The following is a 20,845-nucleotide window of genomic DNA, read 5'->3' on the forward strand; positions in this document are numbered from 1 at the left end:
ACCTGTCACCCACCGATTTTTCGTCTCATTATTAGAACTTCAGATTCTGAAAGTCTTTCACCAAGTTTAGTCATTTTATGACTAAAAGATCGGCGATTTTGGTTACCTTTTTGTGACTAATCCCACTTTATATGCAGAAAGTTGCAAAAAAATAGCCTTCAATTCTGTAATTTTTTTTCTTTTCGGTGGCGAATTCTACCACTGAATGAATCCAATATCACTGTTTAAGAATTGTCTTAGGACAAGGTTTTATCGAGAAATATTAATTTTTTGGATCGAAATAAATGGACTTAAAAGTTTCGGTTTGACTATAATAAGTTTCACATCGAAACTTAAAATCAAAACTTAAATGTCGAAACGAAATACTCAATTAAGAAGACACGCCATTTCTAACTTGGTTTCTGAACTAGGAGAAGTCAGCGTTGATGAACTTGCTCAGAAATTCGAAACCTCAGAGGTCACGATTAGAAAGGATTTAGCTTCTTTAGAGAAAAACGGCCAACTTCTACGCCGCTATGGCGGTGCGATTGCTATCCCAAAGGAAGTCATTCACGAAGAATTGGGCGCTAATGTTTCGACTCGAAAGTTAAGCTTAGCAAAAGCAGCAGCATCATTGATTCGCGATCATAATCGCATCGTGATCGACAGTGGCAGCACGACTGCCGCGCTGATTCAACAGTTGAATGACAAACGTGGCTTAGTGGTCATGACCAACTCGTTGCATGTTGCTAACGCCCTAAATGAATTAGAGAGCGAACCGACACTGCTGATGACTGGCGGTACTTGGGATACGCACTCAGAGTCCTTTCAAGGCAAAGTGGCCGAATCTGTATTACGAGCTTACGACTTTGACCAACTATTCATCGGTGCGGATGGCATCGATCTCGAGCGTGGAACCACGACATTTAATGAGTTGGTTGGCTTAAGTAAGGTAATGGCAGAAGCGTCACGTGAAGTGATCGTAATGATCGAGTCCGAAAAAATCGGCCGTAAGATCCCAAACTTAGAGCTCGCTTGGCATCAAGTTGATGTGTTGGTGACCGATGCAGATATCCAAGCAGAGCATAAAGTACAGATTGAACAACATGGCGTGAAAGTCATTTGCGCCTAATAATGTAATCAGTTTCATATTTTACTTCCCTCTGGATAAAGGCCTTTGCTTGCTGCCTCTATTTGAAATCATGGCTAGGGAAGAACAAAACTACAAACGGAGATAAACACATGTGTGGAATCGTAGGTGCAGTAGCACAACGAGATGTTGCAGAAATTTTGGTTGAAGGTCTACGCCGCTTAGAGTACCGCGGTTACGACTCTGCTGGCGTTGCGGTTGTTGATGGCGAATCAAACCTAACGCGCGTTCGTCGCTTGGGTAAAGTACAAGAATTGGCTGATGCAGTAGAAGAAGCAAAAGTGATCGGCGGAACTGGTATTGCGCACACTCGTTGGGCGACGCACGGTGAACCTTCTGAAATCAATGCTCACCCACACATGTCTGGTGATATCGCAGTGGTCCATAACGGCATCATCGAAAACCATGAAGAGCTGCGTGAGCTGCTTCAATCTCGTGGCTACGTGTTTGAATCGCAAACGGATACAGAAGTTATCGCACACATGGTTGAGTGGGAACTTCGTACTTCAGAAACGCTATTAGAAGCGGTACAAAAAACAGCAAAACAACTTGAAGGCGCATACGGCACGGTAGCGTTGGATCGCAAAGACCCATCTCGCATCGTAGTAGCACGTTCAGGCAGCCCGATCGTGATCGGTTTTGGTGTAGGTGAAAACTTCCTAGCGTCTGACCAACTTGCATTACTTAACGTTACGCGCCGTTTCATGTACCTAGAAGAAGGGGACGTAGCAGAAATTACTCGCCGTGAAGTCACTGTGTTTGATGCAACGGGTGAGCCAGTTGAGCGTGAAATTGTTGAATCTAATGCAGAGCATGATGCAGGTGATAAAGGCCAATACCGTCACTTCATGCAAAAAGAAATCTATGAGCAACCTAAAGCGTTGATCAACACAATGGAAGGTCGTATCACGTCAGATTCTGTTGTGACAGACGCGATCGGTGTGCACGCGGCAGACATTCTAAGCAAAGTAGAACACGTACAAATCGTGGCGTGTGGTACGTCTTACAACGCAGGTATGACGGCACGTTACTGGTTTGAAGACATTGCAGGCGTTAGCTGTGATGTAGAAATTGCGTCTGAATTCCGTTACCGCAAGTTTGTGACTCGTCCAAACAGCCTTCTTATTACGTTGTCTCAGTCTGGTGAAACTGCAGATACGTTAGCAGCACTTCGCCTAGCAAAAGAGAAAGGTTACATGGCGGCGATGACCATTTGTAACGTAGCAGGCTCTTCTCTGGTTCGTGAATCAGATTTTGCGTTCATGACTCGCGCTGGTGTTGAAATCGGTGTGGCTTCAACCAAAGCGTTCACGACTCAGCTTTCTGCACTACTTATGCTGGTAACAGCACTGGGTAAAGAGCAAGGTCGCATCAGCAAAGAGAAAGAAAAAGAGATTGTTGAAGCGCTACACGCACTTCCTAAGCAAATCAACGCGGCACTTTCTTTCGAGAAAGAAATTGAAGCACTTGCAACGGATTTTGCAGACAAGCACCACACATTGTTCCTAGGCCGTGGCGAGTTCTACCCAATCGCGATGGAAGCGTCTCTAAAACTGAAAGAGATCTCGTACATCCACGCAGAAGCGTACGCGGCGGGTGAACTGAAACACGGTCCTCTGGCTCTAATTGATGCTGACATGCCTGTTGTTGTGGTTGCACCAAGCAACGACCTACTTGAAAAGCTAAAATCAAACGTTGAAGAAGTGCGTGCGCGTGGCGGCCTTCTATACGTATTCGCAGATGCAGACGCAGGCTTCGAAGGCGATGAGACAATGAAGATCATCACTATGCCTCACGTTAGTGAAATCACGGCGGCGATCTACTACACCATCCCAATGCAGTTGCTGTCTTACTACGTAGCACTGATCAAAGGTACGGACGTAGACCAACCACGTAACCTAGCGAAAGCGGTAACGGTTGAGTAATTACGCTTAACAGCAAAAATCCTGAGCGGCACATGCGAGAGTATGTGCCGCTTTTTTATTTAAACCCATTTTAAGGTTTGTGAGTTATTGACCCAACTGGTGAGCGGTTAGAATTGCAGAGTAGACATTTTCTGCCGTCACTGGGAATGGCATATTGTGGATGGTTTCTCCCTCGGCCGTTGAGGCTTCGGCGACCTCGCGCAACTTAGCGTGGTTAAGCTCTTTAACGCCCATATCAAATAAGTTGGTTGGTAGACCTACAGAGCGGCAGAATGCAAGAACCGTATTAATCTCTTCCATCGCTGCGTTTTCTAGTACCAGCTGAACTAGTGTGCCGAACGCGACTTTCTCACCATGATAGAGATGATGACACTCTTCAAGCTTAGTTAGGCCGTTATGAATAGCGTGAGCACCCGCTAGACCACTGCTTTCAAAACCGATACCGCTAAGGTATGTATTGGCTTCAATAATGTTTTCTACCGCTTTGGTGCTCACACCATTTTCTACTGCAGCTTTTGCTTTTACACCATCTTCAAGCAAGGTTTCATAGCAAAGTTTCGCAAGCGCTTGTGCTGAACGCGTCGCTAACCCACCAGCCATTGTTGCCTTACCAGAAGTCATGTTGGCACGAGCTTCAAAGTAGGTGGAAAGCGCGTCGCCCATCCCCGATACAAGTAAGCGAACAGGGGCTTTGGCGATGACTGACGTATCCATGATGACCATGTCTGGGTTTTTAGGGATCATCAAATATTCTGCAAATTCACCTTCAGGTGTGTATATCACCGCAAGCGCTGAGGTTGGCGCATCAGTCGAGGCAATCGTAGGAACCACCACGACAGGAATTTTTGTGTAAAACGCAACAGCCTTTGCTGTATCTAACGTTTTACCACCACCAATACCGACAATGACATCGTGTTTCTGAGTGGCACAAATGTCCGTGATGCGTTCAATCTCAACGCGTGAACATTCGCCACCAAAAATGTTCATAGCGAGTGGAAGCTTTTCGTCAGCAAAACTTTGTTTGACGTCATCACCAACCAGGTTAGTCACGAACTCATCGGCAATTACTAACGGACGTTCACCCAATGTTTTCACATAGTGAGCGATAGATGTAAGTACTTGTTCACCTTGGACGTATTTGCTTGGGCTGATAATAATTTTGTCCATAATTCAAACCTTTAACCTTTTTTATGTGTGTTTTGGACTGCAATGAATATCCATTGTAGGGATAAGGTTTATATTAGGTTTGGTGTGGTAAGTGGTGAAGGATATCTCTGGTTTTGTTCCATGCTTTTATGACCTCTGTGTCAAACCGACTGCCAGAAGTAATAAGAATCAGCATGCTTTATGGCGACGATCACTATTCAGGAAAATTTGTCGTTTTTCGTTTCATATTGAAACAATAATGCCGAAGTTTTTGTTTCAATATGAAACGGATTGATTTTTGTTGAGCACGCATTTTCTCTGTTTAAGATGAATTCATACCCTACATAAAAATATAAATGGAATGAGATAGAACGATGAAAAAGTTAATTAACCAAGTTGATGATGTTGTATTGCAGCAAATGGAAGGTCTGGCTTTATCTCGCCCAGAGCTAAAAGCGAACTACGAACCTCGTTACATGTGGCACGAGGAAACACCGGGGCAAGTGGCACTGGTTTCTGGTGGTGGCTGTGGTCATGAACCTTTGCACGCAGGTTTTATTGGTAAAGGCATGCTGACAGGCGCCTGCCCTGGAGAGGTATTTACTTCACCAACGCCAGATCAAATGTACGAATGTGGCAACCAAGTGAATACTGGTGAAGGCGTGCTATTTATCATTAAAAACTACACCGGAGACGTGTTGAACTTTGAAACGGCTGTGGAGCTGCTTCATACCGATGGCATCAAAGTTGGGTCGGTGTTGGTGGATGACGATGTTGCAGTCAAAGACAGCCTGTATACCGCTGGTCGCCGTGGCGTAGCTGGAACGGTATTGGTTGAAAAGTTAGTTGGGGCTGCCGCGAGCAAAGGTTATTCGTTGGAGCAATGTGAAGCACTGGCTCGTCGCGTTAATAATCACTGTCGTTCATTTGGCGTGGCGCTTAATGCTTGTGTTGTACCCGCAGCAGGTAAACCATCTTTTGTTCTGGAAGATGATGAAGTGGAGTTTGGTGTTGGTATCCATGGTGAACCAGGTATCAAGCGAGTGAAATACACCGATGTCGATACGTTAGTGGATGAAATGTTTGCTGAAGTTGCTGAAAACACACCTTATCAGCGCACATTGCGTATTTGGAATCGTGACGAAGGTGAATGGGATGAAGTGGAATCCAGCATTGAGCCTTTCGCCGCTGAACACGACTACATCGTGATGGTGAATGGTATGGGCGGTACGCCAACTTCAGAGCTTTACGGAGTGTACCGCCGTCTGGCTCATAACTGCGAGCAAGCAGGGTTCCGTATCGTGCGTAATATGGTTGGTAACTTCTGTACGTCACTCGATATGGAAGGCGTTTCGATTACGTTGCTGAAGGCAGATAAAGAGATGTTGGAGCTGTTCGATGCTCCTGTCGATACGGCCGCGATCAAGTGGTAAGAGGGGGGAGCAAACATGCAAATTGAAAAACAACATATCGTTCACTGGCTAGAGTTATGTGCAAAAACGTATCAAGAGAATCAAGATTTTCTGACCGACCTTGATCGTGATATTGGTGACGCAGACCATGGTCTCAATATGAACCGTGGCTTTAAAAAAGTTGCTGAAAAACTGCCGCAATTTGCGGACCAAAATATCGGCAGCATTCTCAAGAATACGGGCATGACCTTACTTTCTAGTGTTGGTGGGGCAAGTGGCCCGCTGTATGGCACGCTGTTTATTCGCACGGCTGCCGCTGTCGGAACCCGAGAGCAACTAACGTTTGAAGAGTTGGTCGATGCACTAAAAAGCGGTGTGGATGGCGTGGTGTCTCGTGGTAAAGCGGAACTGGGTGATAAAACCATGTGTGATGTTTGGTTACCCGTTTTAGTTAGCGTGAAGGCGTCGTTAGAAAATGGCATGAGCGCCGATCACTTACTTAATGAAATGGTTGAGCTAGCAGAAACGAACGCGGTTGCCACGATTGAAATGTTGGCGAAAAAAGGGCGAGCAAGCTATTTAGGTGAACGCAGTATTGGTCACCAAGATCCCGGTGCAACCTCTTCTTTGTTAATGATTAAAGCACTACAGCAGGCAATAGCAGGTAATTAAGATGGTGGGAATTGTAGTTGTATCTCATAGTCGTCGACTTGCCGAAGGGGTGGCAGAACTTGCCACCCAAATGACGCAAGGCAAAGCCAAGCTTGCGATTGCTGCTGGGATTGATGATCCAGAGAACCCGATCGGAACCGATGCCATTGCCGTGATGGAAGCGATTGAGCAGGTACAAGATCAACAAGGGGTTGTTGTGTTGATGGATCTTGGCAGCGCGTTGCTTAGCACGGAAATGGCTCTGGACCTGATTGATGATCATGTGAGGGAAAATGTCACCCTTATCTCGGCACCTATTGTTGAAGGAACCATGGCGGCGTCGGTGGCTGCCGCCGCCGGACTGCCTTTATCGACGGTAGTCGAAGAGGCACAGAATGCGTTAAGCGTAAAACAAGAGCACCTTGGTGATCAGCCACTAACATCCGCTGAGATAGCGCCAGTATCAGAGAACTTTGAGCAAGAATGGACATTTGATTGGGTAGTGCAAAATCCGCATGGATTACATGCTCGTCCCGCTGCGGCCATTGTTGGTGCACTCGCGCCTTTTGACTGCCAATTATGGTTGAAAAAAGGCGAGCGCCGTGTGAACGCGAAAAGCTTAAACAGCATTGCGAAACTTGGCGTTCGTAGCCAAGAGACGATCACGCTGTGCGCACTCGGCTCTCAATCCAGTGAAGCAATCAAGGCATTTGAAGCCTTAGCTTATGAGCACTTCGGAGAAAAAGAGGCGGTTGAGCAAGGCATTATCGAACCTGAAGAAAGTTCAGATACTCTGCTCGATGGCATGGCCTCAAATCAGATTGAAGGTGCTGTTGTTGGTATTCGAGTCAATGACGGTATCGCTACTGCTCCTGCTGTCCTTTTTACTCATGAAATGCCAGCAGTGCCTGAACGTGATTTCCAAAGTGAACAAGATGAAATTGAACGGGTTAAGCGTGCGATAGGCGTGGTTGTTCAACATTTGCAGGAGCAAGCGAAGCAGCCGAAAGGGGAAATATTTGCTGCTCATAGCATGATGCTCAGTGACCCAGAATTATGGGCATCGGTCGAGTCGCGAATTCAAACGGGCATGATAGCCGAGCAAGCTTGGGTAGAATCACTGCAAACGTTGGCCGAAGAGTTTCGCCAGGCAGAAAGTCAGTACATGCGGGAACGCGAAGCAGATGTACATGATATCGCACGCCAAGTTATGGTCGAAATGACAGGCGTAACGCCTAATGCCATCGACATTCAGGAACCGAGTATTTTGTTGGCCCGCGACCTGATGCCTTCTGATGTGGCCGGGCTTGATAAATCGAAAGTGCTTGGTATCTGTTTGAGTGAGGGAGGGAAAACCTCTCACAGTACGATTCTTGCTCGTGCGATGGGGATTCCTGCCATCGTTAAAGCTCAGGGCTGCCTTGATGCTGTGCGTGCTGGTCAAGTGGTGACTATTGATGGCTTCCGAGGGCATTTATGGTTCTCTCCTTCAGATGCCGTACAGCAGGAATTAGAAGCTCAGCAAATTGAGTGGCAAAGCATCCGACAACGTGCATTAGCGAGTGCTCAGCAAGCCGCAGTCACCTGTGATGGTGTCCATATTCAAGTATTCGCCAATATTGGTGGACCGAAAGATATTGATGATGCACTAACATCGGGGGCTGAGGGCGTTGGTCTATTTCGGACTGAGTTTCTATTTCAAAACAGTGATGAGTTGCCGACTGAGGAAGCGCAATATCAAGTGTATCGTGATATTGCTGCCGCACTTGGTGATAAGCCACTTACGATTCGTAGTCTAGATGTTGGCGGTGACAAGCCTTTAGCCGCTTATCCTATGCCAGCAGAAGATAATCCATTTTTAGGTTTGAGAGGGGTGCGGTTGTGTCTTCAACATGAGTCATTGTTTACCGCTCAACTTCGAGCCATTCTGAGAGCCTTTCACGAGCAACCGAATATTCAATTGATGATACCGATGGTGGCTCAGGTTGAAGAAGTGAGAAAAGTAAAAGCGCTGTTGGCGCATCAAGCAAACCAACTCGGCTTGGATGCGACTCATTTGCCCGTTGGTATTATGATTGAGGTGCCAGCCGCAGTATTAAATGCTGATGCGTTAGCCCAAGAAGTCGACTTTTTCTCTATCGGCACCAATGATTTGACTCAATATGTTATGGCCGCCGATCGAGGTAACGCCGCTGTTGCTGAATTGGTGAACTACTTTGAACCATCGGTACTAAAAGCCATTGAGCTCACGTGTGCAGCAGGCGATCGCGCGGGTATACCGGTTAGTATGTGTGGTGAGATGGCTGGCGATCCAAATGCCACAGAAACATTGCTTCGCGTGGGGTTGCGAAAATTCAGCGCCAGTGCGAGTCTGCTACCGGGACTAAAAGCGCAGATTCGTCAGTTGTCTGTCGATGTTTAGTCGATATCTTATCGTTAGTACATCTGTACCGGCGTGCTTACGCCGGTTTTACTTTTTGTAGGAACGCCACTTCTTGGCTTAATACAGCTTCATTTGCTCCTGCAGCCCAAACTTATTAATTTTTCTCCATAAGGTAGTGCGGCCAATTTGCAATGCTTTCGCCATATCATGCATTTTGCCATCACACTGATTCCAAGCCTGAACGATAGCTCTTCTCTCGGCTTCTTCTAACGTGATTACTGGCGTATTTTCTGCGGTATGGCAAGAATTCAGTTTAATGTCTTCAGGAATATCGTTCAGCTTGATTAAGTTCGAACTGCGGTTCAGCAAAATTCGCTCAGTTCGGTTTCTTAATTCGGAGTTATTGCCTGACCAACGAAAATTCATCAACGCTTCCAGTGCGACTGGCTCTATCGAGATCGTCACATTGTGGCGGCGTTCGTAATGGCTGATAAGCTGCTGGACGAGAAATTCAATGTCTTCTTTACGCTTTCGTAGTGGTGGAATATGCAGCTCGTTCGAGGAGATTTCATAATAAAGTTGCCGACCAAATGAGCGCTGAGTGACATACTCGCTGATCTCTGAAGCGGTGCTGGTAATAAGTTGAAAATCTACGGGGATCAATCGCAAACTGTCGCTGCGGCTGACGAGCCCAGTTTTTAACAACTTAAGTAGCACGGCTTGTAAATCGGGCGACAGATATTCCACCTTTTCTAAAAAGAGCGTACCGCCATGGGCGAGCTCAAACTTTGAAGGCATGCCTTGCCCTTCGTCATACCCCAGAGTTTCTTTGACCAGTTGCTCTGTATTGATGGAGCGGCAGTTGAGCGTAATGAACGGCCCTTCTTTGTAAGTGCTTTCGTTATGGATCGCCATGGCGAGAGTGGCTTTTCCTACACCTTCTTCACCCGTAATTAGAATCGGTGATTTGGACTTTATGGCCCGTTTTGCAACGGTAATGACATGCTTCATTTTTCGTGAAATGACAGGCAAAGTGCTGAACGTATAGCGCGCACTGCCACCTATTTGTTGTTGAGCAAGTTCGCGAATTTTATCGATAGGGTGCAAGAACAATAAGTGTGTGCCGTCGTTGAGTGGACGCAAGGTGATGATCGCTTCAACAAACTCGCCACGAACCTCTACCGTTGTGAGTTTACGGTTTATGCTCGCACCTGACTCAATACTAGTAAGGACATTCGGTGGGAAGCGCAAAACAGAAAAGACTTCTTTATCCAAGACCTGACTGGCTTTAATGTTTAACAAGCGCTCGGACTGGTGATTTACCATGGTTATACGGCTCTCTTCATCCCAGGCCAGAAGGCCGTCATCCATGCACTCTAACGTTGCGTTATGCGCACAAGTGAGGCGGTTCATGTTTTCTTGTTCCGACTGAATGTGGATTTGCAAGCTGACTTCTTTCGCGCTCGACGCGATGATGACTAAGTCTTCTTTCTTATAGCTTTCCGCTTTTCTGAAAAGGCATGTTGTACCGCGTAATTTGCCAAATTGGTCAAAAACAGGCGCCGCTACAGAGGCATAAGAGTGCAAGTGGCGATTGAAATGTTCGGCAGCAAAAACTTCACACGGGATATGAGTGTTGATACAGAGATTGACTGCATTTGTGCCTATCTTTCCTTCGGAGAGAAAACAGCCTTGTTTAATACCGAGCGCCTGCATCTCTTGTTGCATTGAGTTATGTCCCACAACAGATAGAACGCAGCCGTTGCCGTCAGTCACCATCAATACCAGGTCTTCGTCACCAAGCATATCGTACGTATCTTCAAGCACGGTCGTGGCGCATTCGATGAGATATTCGTTGCGCTTCATTAGAGATGAGAAGGTAAATCCAGAAGCAATATGTGGTTTTGACCAGGTGTAAGGGCTGCATTGCTTTATGCAACGCTCCCACGACTCGAGGACGGGAGTGCGGGAAAATTCTGGAGATACCCAGTGGTGTTTCTGGAAAAACTCCCACTTAGTTTTAGTGTCTTCGATTGAAAGCATGCGATACCGTTTCAATACTAGCGATAGATTGGTCTGATGTTACAGAGACATCGGAATATGGACTGTGATGGCTTTCACGCACGTTGTATAGAAGAATGTGCAAAAAGGGGGGCGAGTTGAGGAGGCTTCCGTGCCAGTTTTTCGATTAAAAAGGGCTGTCTTTGCCGAGCTCATTGCAAATCTCGACAATGGCAAGTGAGAGCCCTGACTTAATGATTTGTTGTTGACGTTGCAGTTGTAGCTGATAAAACTCAAGGTCGATGTCGTCATCTGGTTCGCTGACTTCCAGTTGTACCATGCCCATTTTCTTCACCAAGTGCAGTTTCTTAATTGGTTCTAGAATATTCGGGTCAGTGAATTCGTAATCTGAAGCGTCACTATTGAGTTGGTTTTTGAGTTTGATGATGTCTTCGATGTCGTGGTAAATGTCATCGGGGAGCACTCCCAAGCCAAACAATAACTTCAAACGAACAGACAGATCGCCCAGCGGTCCAGAGTCTTGTAGCAGCGGACCGACAACTGATTGAACAGCGAAGTTATCTTTACGAAAGATTCTTTGCACCAACCCGTCGATCGAATCGTTAAAAACGTCGACTGCTGCAATGAAAAAGCCTCGTACCGATGGTGCGCTGTTTAATCGCTCAATGATCTCGGTTTCGTTGATGTTATCTGCCATATACTGAATACATTTCTAATTATTAGCTATCCCAACTCTTCAAGCAGAGAAGGACATAGAAGGGGAGCCGAGCTCCCCTAGGTAAATCAAAGTTGGTTGTAAAGTGTCTCGATTTGAGCCACTTCAGCACTGTCTTCTGCAAGACCTGTGTATGTCGCTAGCGTCTTCTTCACACCCACTTCTTTTAATGAGTTTTGTAGCTCTACGGCTTGTGGGTCAGTGTCGTTAGTGTACTTCAACGCAGCGGCAATGCCTTTCAAAAGTGTTTGATTTTCAGTGCCATACTCAATTGTACCGAGTAAAGGCTTCACTAATCTATCGTTTGCACCTAATTTACGAATTGGTTGGCGACCAACACGATCAACTTCATCAACTAAATAAGGGTTGGCAAAGCGTCCTAAAATCTTCTCGATGTAGGCGTTGTGCATGTCACGGTCGAAGCCGTAACGTTTGATCAGCACTTCACCACTCTCTTGCATCGCCTGTTTTACTTCAGCGTGAATGCTTGGGTCTTCAATTGCTTCACGAATGGTGCGATGGCCTTTCAAGCAACCTAGGTAAGCGGTAATGCAGTGGCCTGTATTGAGAGTGAATAGCTTGCGTTCTACGAATGCCATTAGGTTGTTGGTTCTTTCCATGCCAGCTATGTCAGGGATTTCGCCCTTGAATTGCTGCTCATCCACAATCCATTCGCTAAAACTCTCTACAGTGACTTCTAGTGGGTCATCGTTCGCCGCTTCTGCTGGTGGTACGATGCGGTCCACTGCGGAGTCGACGAAGCCAACTAGCTCGTCTGCTTTCGCGTGTAATGATTCATCCAAATGTTTGTACACTTCACCTTTTAGGTGAGTCGTGCCACGAACCATGTTTTCGCACGCGATGATGTTCAATGGTTTATCGTTACCTGCTGCAAAGCGTTTAGCAATGCCGGTAGCGATGGTTTTTGCAATGATGTCCAGTACGTTAGGGCCAACCGCTGTTGTTACCAAGTCGGTTTTTACAATGCGGTCGATGACATCTTCACTGGCTGAGTTTACCGCGGTGACGTGAGTTACTGTGTCGATTTGGCACTCAGTACCGACCACTTTTACTTTGTATTCTTGCTTGTGACTCAGTTGGTCGACGAGTGGAGCGTCAACGTCTGCAAATGTGACCTCGACTTCTGCATCTGCTAAGAGTTTTCCGATGAAGCCACGACCAATGTTACCTGCGCCAAAATGAACTGCGTTTTTCATAATTCTTACCTACCAATGTCTAAAATGTTGACTTACGAAACTAGGGGGAGGCCAACCGCATAGGGGGTGACAGCTGACCTCATTTGCCTCAGGAGCAAATTAAAGGGGTAATTAAGCCGCTTGTTGACCGCCAAGGATGTTCAGAATCTCTTCCACATCGTTGGTGCTGGTTAGCTTCTCAATTGCCTCCGGCTCATCGAGCGCGTTCGTAATGGTGGTAATCACCTGGATGTGCTCATCGTTCTTAGCGGCAATGCCGATAACCAGTTTCGCTACATCATCGTCGTCTTCAGTAAATTGGATACCCGATGGGTATTGGCAGATTACAATGCCGGTTTTCTTCACGCGGTCTTTCGCTTCTACCGTGCCGTGAGGCACTGCGATAGATTCGCCTAGGTAAGTTGGAACCAATGCTTCACGCTCAAACATCGCGTCTACGTATTCTGGTTCTGCGTAGCCAAGTTCGACCAACTTGTTGCCCGCGAAGCGAATCGCTTCTTCTTTGTTGGCAGCTTTCAAACCTAGGTGAATGTTCTCACGCTGGATTTGGAACACCGACGTTTGCTGTGGCTCGAAGTTGTCGTCGTTTGCTGCCACGAGCGACACTTTTACCATTTGGTCGTCATTGGCTGCGGATTGGTTTTGTGCGGCTAGTAGTTTGGTGACTAGCTGGTTGTACATTTCGCTGTCTAGGAAGTTAGTCAATGAAATGTGGTGTGCGTTTGGAGCATGCTTACGTGCACGATCCGTTAAGTCTTTATGAGTAATCACGATATCTGCACTCTCTGGTAAGCTGTTAATGGCAAGGTTGGTTACGTGGATGTTCAGACCTGCGTCTTGAACCTTTTTGCGTAGCATGCTCGCGCCCATTGCACTCGAGCCCATGCCCGCATCACAAGCGACAATGATGCTTTGTACTGTCGCTAGGTCTACGTCACCTTTGCTTTGGCTGTTTACCACCGCATCGTTTTTAGATGCAGATTTCATGTCTTTCATTTGTGATGTTGCTTTCTCTAGTGCTGCTTCATCACCGTCTTCTTCTGTTGACGTTTGAGTCTTCATTAGCAGTGCTGCTACGGCGAATGACACGCCTGTTGCTGCTGCGATAGACGCTAGAACACCAACGATTGAGCCTTTCTGAGTCATCAACAAGATTGCAAAGATTGAACCTGGTGATGCTGGAGAAACGATACCTGCGTTAAAGATAGTTAGAACGAATACGCCAGTCATACCACCTGCGATAGCCGCAAGGATTAGGCGAGGGTTCATTAGGATGTATGGGAAGTAAATCTCGTGGATACCGCCGAAGAAGTGGATGATTGATGCACCACCTGCCGTTTGACGAGCCGTACCTTTACCAAACACCATGTAAGCTAGCAGGATACCTAGACCAGGACCTGGGTTTGCTTCGATTAGGAAGAAGATCGATTGACCTGTTTCAGACGCTTGTTGGATACCCAGTGGAGAGAAAATACCGTGGTTGATCGCATTGTTTAGGAACAGGATCTTCGCAGGTTCAACGAAGATTGAAGTCAGTGGTAGTAGGTGAGCAGAAACTAGGAAGTTAACGCCAGCCGCCAAGCCACCAGAAAGAATTTTTACGAATGGACCGATAAAGATGAAGGCAAGGATCGCACATAGCATGCCGATGATGCCCGCAGAGAAGTTGTTAACCAACATCTCGAAGCCACTTTTTACTTTACCATCGATGTAGTTATCGAATTTCTTGATAGCCCAGCCGCCCATTGGGCCGACCATCATTGCCCCCATAAACATTGGGATGTCTGTGCCGACAATCACACCCATTGTTGTGATTGCACCGACTACCGCACCACGATCGCCACCAACTAATTTACCACCGGTGTAACCGATAAGTAGTGGCAGCAAGTAGGTAATCATTGGGCCAACCATAGAGGCTAATGTTTCGTTTGGTAGCCATCCCGTTGGGATAAATAGAGCAGTGATAAAGCCCCACGCGATAAACGCGCCGATGTTTGGCATTACCATGTTTGACAGAAAACGACCAAAATTTTGTATCTTGATCTTGGCATCTGGTGATATCATAACAATTCCCCGTTCGATGTTCTGATGAATCTTGTTGTAGTAAACGGTTCGCCAAAACCGTTTGTTTGATTGCTTAGTACCCAATCAATTTACCACACATTTTCCAATTGGAACTGACAACGGGTTTTTTGTGATCTACGCCCGAATTTCTTAGGCTGAGAAACGGTTTTTAAGTGACCAAGTTCAACTTATTAACTTGTAACTTAATAACAAAAAGCCACTTTCAAGTCTGTCAATAAAAATCTTAGTGATCAATCCGATCTTCTGACAAATTTAAAATTAAAATACCTTGTGACTTTGATCACTTTTAATTTTTTTTGAAATTCGAATTAAATACTTGTGATGATCAATGTCACGTTTTGTGTTGAGTTGTGGTGAATTTAAAGTGTGACTTGGATCTGTTTTTGTTTTTTGTGAAAGTTTGTGACGGAATTGGTGAGATAAATGCTATCTAGATCTTTCGATAGATTGTATCTATAAGAGTCTTTTCGGCGCACTTCACGGAGCACGCCTAATTAGTTAATGAAAGGGTAAATAAAGAGAGTCGCCACACGGTTCTTCTTGTGATTCCCAACTCTCTATTTAATCACTGTTCTTAATCATCGTTGCTATTTAGTATGATAGACGAGGTAGTCATGAGCTTGCTCGCGTCCCATATACCTTGCCAATGTCTTTTCTTGAACATCGCGCAAATCCACCATAATCAATCCATCTAGAGCGTTATTGAATGCAGGGTCGACGTTGAAGCATACCAGCTTGCCATTGAGGCTTAAGTACTGACGCAGTAAAACAGGGACACCTTTTCCTTCATCGATTCTGGCAATTACGCGTGATAGTAACTGTAAATCTCCCAGAGCAGTAAGCATGCTGGTGTTCCAGTCACGATGGTGCTCAGGAAGTGGGTTAGAAGGCGTGACGTACTCTGCGCAGTTGTTGTCGTAGTGGTGCAGTGTCATTGATTGGGCAAGCAGTTGGCGTGCAGTATCACTATAGTCGTTGCTAATGCTTACCGGACCAAATAGGTGCGTGTAATCTGGGTTTTGATGAACGAACGTTGCGATGCCTTTCCACAGCAGCAGTAGCGCGCTCATGCTCTTTTGATATTGCTGCGCAATCACTGAGCGCCCCATCTCAATGGATTTACCCATTTGGTCGATAAAGCGTTGGTCATAGTTAAACAACGTTCGTGAATACAGACCTGCTACGCCGCGCTTTTCAATCAGTTGATCAACCAGACCTAAACGATACGCGCCCACCAAGCATTGGTCCTCTCTGTCCCACACAAACAGATGCAGGTAATCATGATCGAAATGGTCAATGTCTATTGCTAGTCCCGTCCCTTCGCCAACTTGTCGGAAATTGAGCTCACGTAGGCGACCAATTTCATGCAGTAGGGAAGGGATACTCTGCGACTCCGTGCAGTAAACATCGAACTCACCACTTGTTAGCAGCTTGGACTCTTTTGGTAAGTTGTTCAGCTCTTCAAGCAATTCGCCTACGGGTAACCCTGCCGCTATTGGAGAGAGCATTTCTGATGAAGAAGAAGGCTTCACTGAATGGGTTTCACGATTGAGCAAATAAGTGTTGAGCCGCAAATAGTTCACTACTTGATCATCGTTAAGCGTGTTGATCTCTTTAAATTTTATCGCTTGGCCAAAGGATAAGTTGATGGTTTGCGCCTGTTTGTTCAGCAGTTCTCGCCCAAGCAGTAGGGTGCGCAAAAGTGGATGGATTTTCCCTGCCATATAGAAGCGTTTCGAGTTCTGGCCACTGATGAATACTGGAACTGTCGTGGCTTTGTTTTTGCGAATTAGGCTACTTACGCTTCGACTCCACGCTTTGTCTTCCAAGCGTTGTTGTTTGGCATCGACTAACTGGGACACTTCACCGGCAGGAAAGACAAGCAATAAGCCGCCACTTGCTAGGTGTTTATTAGCCGCTCTGAGGGCCTTCATATTCGATTTGACGGCGTCTTTTCCTTCAAACACATCGACACCAATGAAGAGCTGATCTAACTCCGGCACGGTTTTCAGGTATTGATTGGCTAGAATTTGGATGTCGTCTCGTACCATCAACAAGAGTTCGGCCAAGATGACGCCTTCCACACAACCAAGCGGGTGGTTCGCCACAATGACGGTAGCACCTTGCTTAGGTACTGAGTCGAGTGAACCATGAGCAATGCGATAATCGATACCTAAGATATCCAGCGTGAAGCGGAGAAAAGTTTTGGTATCGGCATTAACGGGGCGTTGGGCGTAGAACTTATCAAGTTGGTTTAAACCGGTTGCCCATTCAGCAACGTTTTCACCAATGCCAAACGGCGTTTTACGTGGGAGACGAAAAGGGGTCGAACTATCCATATTTACCTCAGCGTACAAGTTGCTGATTGGATAGTAGAAATTACAGATGACAATTCAGAGGCAAAAGCATGAGCCTTTGGTGACAAACCAATGAAGCTTTATTGACTAAAGAAAACGGTATATCACTGTGCTATGAATCAAAACTCGCGTTATGTCTCCCTCTTAAAACAAGAGATAGGCTATCTTATCTAGAACAAAGATTAAGCTAAGTTGATATTTATCAGGGGGAAATAATGGAACGAGTTTCCAATAAAGCAGCACTTTGGATTGGGCTAAGTTTGATACTTGGTCTTGGCATACTTGGCTATTTTATGCAGCAGACGGCGGTGAAATACCGAGCCTATGAAAGAGTCGTGACAGTAAAAGGTTTGTCGGAGCGTGAGTATCCTGCTGATACGGTGATTTGGCCGATTCAATTTACTCTAGCGAGTAATGATATGGGAGCCATGTTTGATGAAATTGACCAGCAAACCCGTTTGATTTTGGACTTTCTAAGTGCCAAAGGGCTTCCTGAAACCAGCGTTTCCCTTTCTTCCCCAGCGGTCATTGACAGAAAAGCACAGCAATATGGGAGCGAGCAAGACATTGAGTATCGTTATTTGGCCTCGCGAACCGTTACGGTTTATAGCCAGAGTGTTGATGTTGTTCGAGCGGCAATCAATGAAATAGGTGAGCTAGGAAAGCAAGGCGTTTTGCTTAACCAAGATCCTTATGCAAATCGTGTTGAGTACAGCTTTACTAAGCTGAATGATGTGAAGCCAGACATGATCGAAGAAGCGACTAAGAATGCGCGTGAAGTGGCTGAGAAATTTGCGAAAGACTCACAAAGTTCACTGGGTAAGATCAAACGTGCAACTCAAGGGCAGTTCTCGATTTATGACCGAGACAGCAACACGCCTTACATTAAGAAAGTACGAGTGGTATCGACGGTTCAATATTACTTATCTGATTAAAGTTGCGCTCATATAGTCAATAGTTGGTCGTTCCATCACCTTCTATTTGTAGAGGTATCTATGCTCTGTGATAGGGAAATCAGTCTTCGATGACGCTATATACAAGTACTTTTTTATAAAACTAAGTTCTTAACAGTGATGAGGTGAGTTTGATAATAATCAAGCTCACTTGTTTCTTATGAGCGTAAGTTAGTATGACTTATTGCTAGAAGGAATTAGTATCATGGCATACAAGCACTTTGTTAGAGAACTACTGGGTTTAGCGATTGTTGTCTCTGTCGTCTTTGGCGTATTAGGCGTGATGTTAGAGCTCTTCGCACTGACGGCACTTTGGGAGCATCAGCAAACGATAGCCGATGTTTTCTTCCATGAATCTCTCTACTTCATCGTATTTTTAATCCCACCATACTTCCTCTGGAAGTTGATTAACCGTCCTGAATTGGTTTCTGCTGACCAAGCTTATTTGGCAATGAAGTTAGAGGCTGAAAGTCGACAATGAGTCGATTTAGTGAGTAATGAAAAGAAGAGGCTATGAGAAAACATTAGCCTCTTTTCTATCTGATTCGTGGGGCAAAGTATTCGCTGCTTTATTGATTAAAAAGCTGCTTCGATTGTGCCTTTGAAAGTGCGATCGAGATAATCACGAATCGCTTGAGATTGATAAATAGAAACGAACTTTTTATACGCTTCATTATTTTTGTCTGCGTCACGAGTGGCGATGACCATGACTGCTAATGGGGCGTCTTTTGCTTCAAGATAGATACTTTGTTTCTTCGGATCTAAACCAGAAGACATTACGTAGTTCATTGTAATCGCAGCCGCGTCCACATCATCTAATGTTCTTGGTAGCTGAGCGGCATCTACCTCGACAAATTCAAATGATTTTGCGTTTTTTGTGATATCAGTTAGGGCGGCTTTATGGCCAACACCCTGTTTCAGCTCAATTAAACCTGCATCGGCGAGTAGCAACAGACCACGACCACCGTTGGTAGGGTCATTTGGAAGCGCTATACGTGCATTGTTTGGAAGCTCTTGCAGTGAGCGATACTTATTGGAATAAAGCCCCATACGCATAAGAATGGACTGACCAATTGATACTAATTGGGCGTTATGGCTACTGTTGAAGTTGTCTAAAAATGGCTGGTGCTGATAGCTATTAATATCGATGCTACCATCGCTAAGAGCGGCATTAGGTGTCACGTAGTCAGAAAACTCAATGACTTCGACATTCAAACCTTGCTTCGCTGCCTCCTTCGCTACCGCCTCGACTACTTGTGCATGTGGTCCAACTGTCGCGCCCACTTTAATGACAGAGTCATCTTTTTCTCCACAAGCGCTTAAGCCGACTACTGCCGTGAGAATCAAAGCTAGTTTCTTTAAGTGACCAATACTTTTCATTGTAGCTCCATTTTTTGTTTTAGACGTCCATATGTTTATATGTCCATGCTATCAGAAGTTGTCTGAGGGTCAATGGTTTAAATCACGAGCAGACATTTTGTTTCTATTGCTCGTATAGAAAGCCAGATAATAGTTAAAGAAGAGGGGAAGAGGAAAAGCTATTACGAGGTTAGTGACGAGTTACCGCAACTGTACCTAAAGATATAAGATACAAAAAAGGCGTAGCAGGTATTAACCTGCTACGCCTTTCGAAATATGGTGGCCCCTCGCAGACTTGAACTGCGGACCAATCGATTATGAGTTAGCCACTAATATAGGAAGTCTAGGTAAACCGAGGTAAGTTTAGCGTAATTTAAAATAGGTTAAAGTAATTACTAAACAATAGTTTAGCGTAGTTTACGTAAATTAGTCAAAACTAGTGACTGTACCGCTATTGTACCTTTAGTTCTACAGAAATCATTTCAATATAGGTTTTGTTTGTGCCATTTAAATGTCGATAGGTTCTAGCTGTTCAGACTAAATATTTCCTAATGCTAGATTCCGCTCACAGAATTAAAAGCGATACCAACATATGAACACAACTAAGTTGAGACTTGGCTAAGGGATGGGTAGCTAGCATCCTAGACTGAAATCAAAGTTTTACTCAAAAGCCAACCTATTAGATTGCTTATGCTAGACTGAGAATGGTATGTTGGTTTTTAAATAAAACACGTGGCATATTGAAAGCATGGATTGCTTGTGTATAATTTGCACGATTTTTTTTCAGGGTGAATTACTATGACTGTGGTAAAAATGGCAAGTCAAAGCATAACAAACAAAGAGCAGTCTAAGGTCGAGACAAAGAAACAAACAGCGCCCGTATTATCACTGACCGCTCGAAAAAAAATGATCGCATTCGAAAATGCCAAAGAAAATATGAAACTAGCTGCCGAAAAGCTTGATTGGTAATGATTTAATTACTAATAATAAAACCTGAGCATTTTTTATACAGGTTTTATTATGTCAACTAAACTGCAAAGTACACCTTCCCCCGCTTCATCAGGGCGTTCTGCTCAAAACGACAGTTCCATGTCTGAATCATCCCAAGATCTCCAGTTTGACAATTCACTGGAAGATATCCGCTCAAGACATTCTCAAGAACTAGTGATCGCTTTATGTGGTGCTGTTGGAGCTGGTGTTAAACGTCTTAAAACCGCCTTAATCTCTGAATTAGAACGAGCTCACTACCATGTTGAGCATATTCGTTTAAGTGATTTAATTGCATATACCCAGGAAAATCCAGAAAAGATTCTCAATCTAAAGCGATATGAAAGGTATAAAACTCTACAAGACTTAGGAGATGAACTTCGTAAAAAGTCTAGTACGACTATTGCTGATATGGGCATCCGAAGAATAGGTATTCTTCGGAATACTTTGTTTGGAACAAAGGGGAACAAAGGGGAGCAAAGGTAAAGCAGTTAAAGTAACAAA

The 20,845-nt window shown here is 45.2% G+C and carries 16 protein-coding genes; 9 read left to right on the forward strand and 7 right to left on the reverse strand.

Annotation, left to right across the window (positions count from 1 at the left end):
• Window positions 1–349 precede the first annotated feature (349 nt).
• Both R7040_RS09465 and glmS read left to right on the forward strand, forming a co-directional pair.
• A complete protein-coding gene (locus R7040_RS09465; protein WP_005379701.1) occupies window positions 350–1,111 on the forward strand; it encodes a DeoR/GlpR family DNA-binding transcription regulator in 762 nt (253 codons plus the stop codon).
• A 110-nt stretch (window positions 1,112–1,221) separates the two neighbouring features.
• Complete coding sequence (gene glmS, locus R7040_RS09470) at window positions 1,222–3,054, forward strand: glutamine--fructose-6-phosphate transaminase (isomerizing) (protein ID WP_005379702.1); 1,833 nt, start codon at window positions 1,222–1,224, stop codon at window positions 3,052–3,054.
• Window positions 3,055–3,138: 84 nt separating this feature from the next.
• On the opposite strand, the gene R7040_RS09475 is transcribed toward glmS, so the two are convergent.
• A complete protein-coding gene (locus R7040_RS09475; protein WP_017820260.1) occupies window positions 3,139–4,221 on the reverse strand; it encodes a glycerol dehydrogenase in 1,083 nt (360 codons plus the stop codon).
• Window positions 4,222–4,574: 353 nt separating this feature from the next.
• Between R7040_RS09475 and dhaK the strand changes: the two genes are divergently transcribed.
• Genes dhaK through ptsP form a run of 3 tightly spaced genes read left to right on the forward strand, consistent with a single transcriptional unit; the run spans window position 4,575 to window position 8,685 of the window.
• Entirely contained in the window at window positions 4,575–5,633 is a 1,059-nt protein-coding gene (dhaK, locus tag R7040_RS09480; protein WP_005379704.1) for a dihydroxyacetone kinase subunit DhaK, read from the forward strand.
• Between the two features lie 15 nt (window positions 5,634–5,648).
• On the forward strand, window positions 5,649–6,284 hold the full coding sequence (gene dhaL, locus R7040_RS09485) for a dihydroxyacetone kinase subunit DhaL (RefSeq protein WP_005379705.1): 636 nt from the start codon (window positions 5,649–5,651) through the stop codon (window positions 6,282–6,284).
• Between the two features lies 1 nt (window position 6,285).
• Complete coding sequence (ptsP, locus tag R7040_RS09490; protein ID WP_318096708.1) at window positions 6,286–8,685, forward strand: phosphoenolpyruvate--protein phosphotransferase; 2,400 nt, start codon at window positions 6,286–6,288, stop codon at window positions 8,683–8,685.
• Between the two features lie 78 nt (window positions 8,686–8,763).
• Here the strand turns inward: ptsP and dhaR are convergent, their stop codons facing one another.
• The 5 genes from dhaR to R7040_RS09515 all read right to left on the reverse strand — a co-directional run bounded on the left by dhaR (window position 8,764) and on the right by R7040_RS09515 (window position 17,024).
• Entirely contained in the window at window positions 8,764–10,689 is a 1,926-nt protein-coding gene (gene dhaR / locus R7040_RS09495) for a dihydroxyacetone kinase operon transcriptional regulator DhaR (RefSeq protein WP_318096709.1), read from the reverse strand.
• A gap of 145 nt (window positions 10,690–10,834) precedes the next feature.
• Window positions 10,835–11,365, reverse strand: coding sequence for an MltR family transcriptional regulator (locus R7040_RS09500; protein ID WP_005379708.1), 531 nt, complete (start codon window positions 11,363–11,365; stop codon window positions 10,835–10,837).
• An 86-nt stretch (window positions 11,366–11,451) separates the two neighbouring features.
• Window positions 11,452–12,600, reverse strand: a complete 1,149-nt coding sequence (locus R7040_RS09505) for a mannitol-1-phosphate 5-dehydrogenase (RefSeq protein WP_062730758.1) — start codon at window positions 12,598–12,600, stop codon at window positions 11,452–11,454.
• Between the two features lie 111 nt (window positions 12,601–12,711).
• Window positions 12,712–14,664: a PTS mannitol transporter subunit IICBA gene (locus tag R7040_RS09510; RefSeq protein WP_005379710.1), complete on the reverse strand. Its 1,953-nt coding sequence runs from the start codon at window positions 14,662–14,664 to the stop codon at window positions 12,712–12,714.
• A gap of 608 nt (window positions 14,665–15,272) precedes the next feature.
• Window positions 15,273–17,024, reverse strand: coding sequence for a lysophospholipid acyltransferase family protein (locus R7040_RS09515; protein WP_064353604.1), 1,752 nt, complete (start codon window positions 17,022–17,024; stop codon window positions 15,273–15,275).
• Between the two features lie 233 nt (window positions 17,025–17,257).
• On the opposite strand from R7040_RS09515, the gene R7040_RS09520 reads away from it, so the two are divergent.
• The gene (locus R7040_RS09520; RefSeq protein ID WP_005379714.1) at window positions 17,258–17,977 is read left to right on the forward strand and encodes an SIMPL domain-containing protein; all 720 of its coding nucleotides are present in this window, start codon (window positions 17,258–17,260) and stop codon (window positions 17,975–17,977) included.
• A gap of 223 nt (window positions 17,978–18,200) precedes the next feature.
• Window positions 18,201–18,476, forward strand: coding sequence for a hypothetical protein (locus R7040_RS09525; RefSeq protein WP_005379716.1), 276 nt, complete (start codon window positions 18,201–18,203; stop codon window positions 18,474–18,476).
• 95 nt (window positions 18,477–18,571) lie between these two features.
• Here the strand turns inward: R7040_RS09525 and R7040_RS09530 are convergent, their stop codons facing one another.
• Entirely contained in the window at window positions 18,572–19,375 is an 804-nt protein-coding gene (locus R7040_RS09530; protein ID WP_017633488.1) for a MetQ/NlpA family ABC transporter substrate-binding protein, read from the reverse strand.
• Between the two features lie 777 nt (window positions 19,376–20,152).
• On the opposite strand from R7040_RS09530, the gene R7040_RS09535 reads away from it, so the two are divergent.
• Both R7040_RS09535 and R7040_RS09540 read left to right on the forward strand, forming a co-directional pair.
• Complete coding sequence (locus tag R7040_RS09535) at window positions 20,153–20,323, forward strand: hypothetical protein (protein ID WP_198039098.1); 171 nt, start codon at window positions 20,153–20,155, stop codon at window positions 20,321–20,323.
• Window positions 20,324–20,374: 51 nt separating this feature from the next.
• Window positions 20,375–20,827 (forward strand): hypothetical protein, encoded by a 453-nt coding sequence (locus R7040_RS09540; protein ID WP_242412939.1) that lies wholly within the window; start codon window positions 20,375–20,377, stop codon window positions 20,825–20,827.
• The last annotated feature ends 18 nt before the right edge of the window (window positions 20,828–20,845 follow it).

This window comes from Vibrio sp. 1069 (assembly GCF_033340555.1).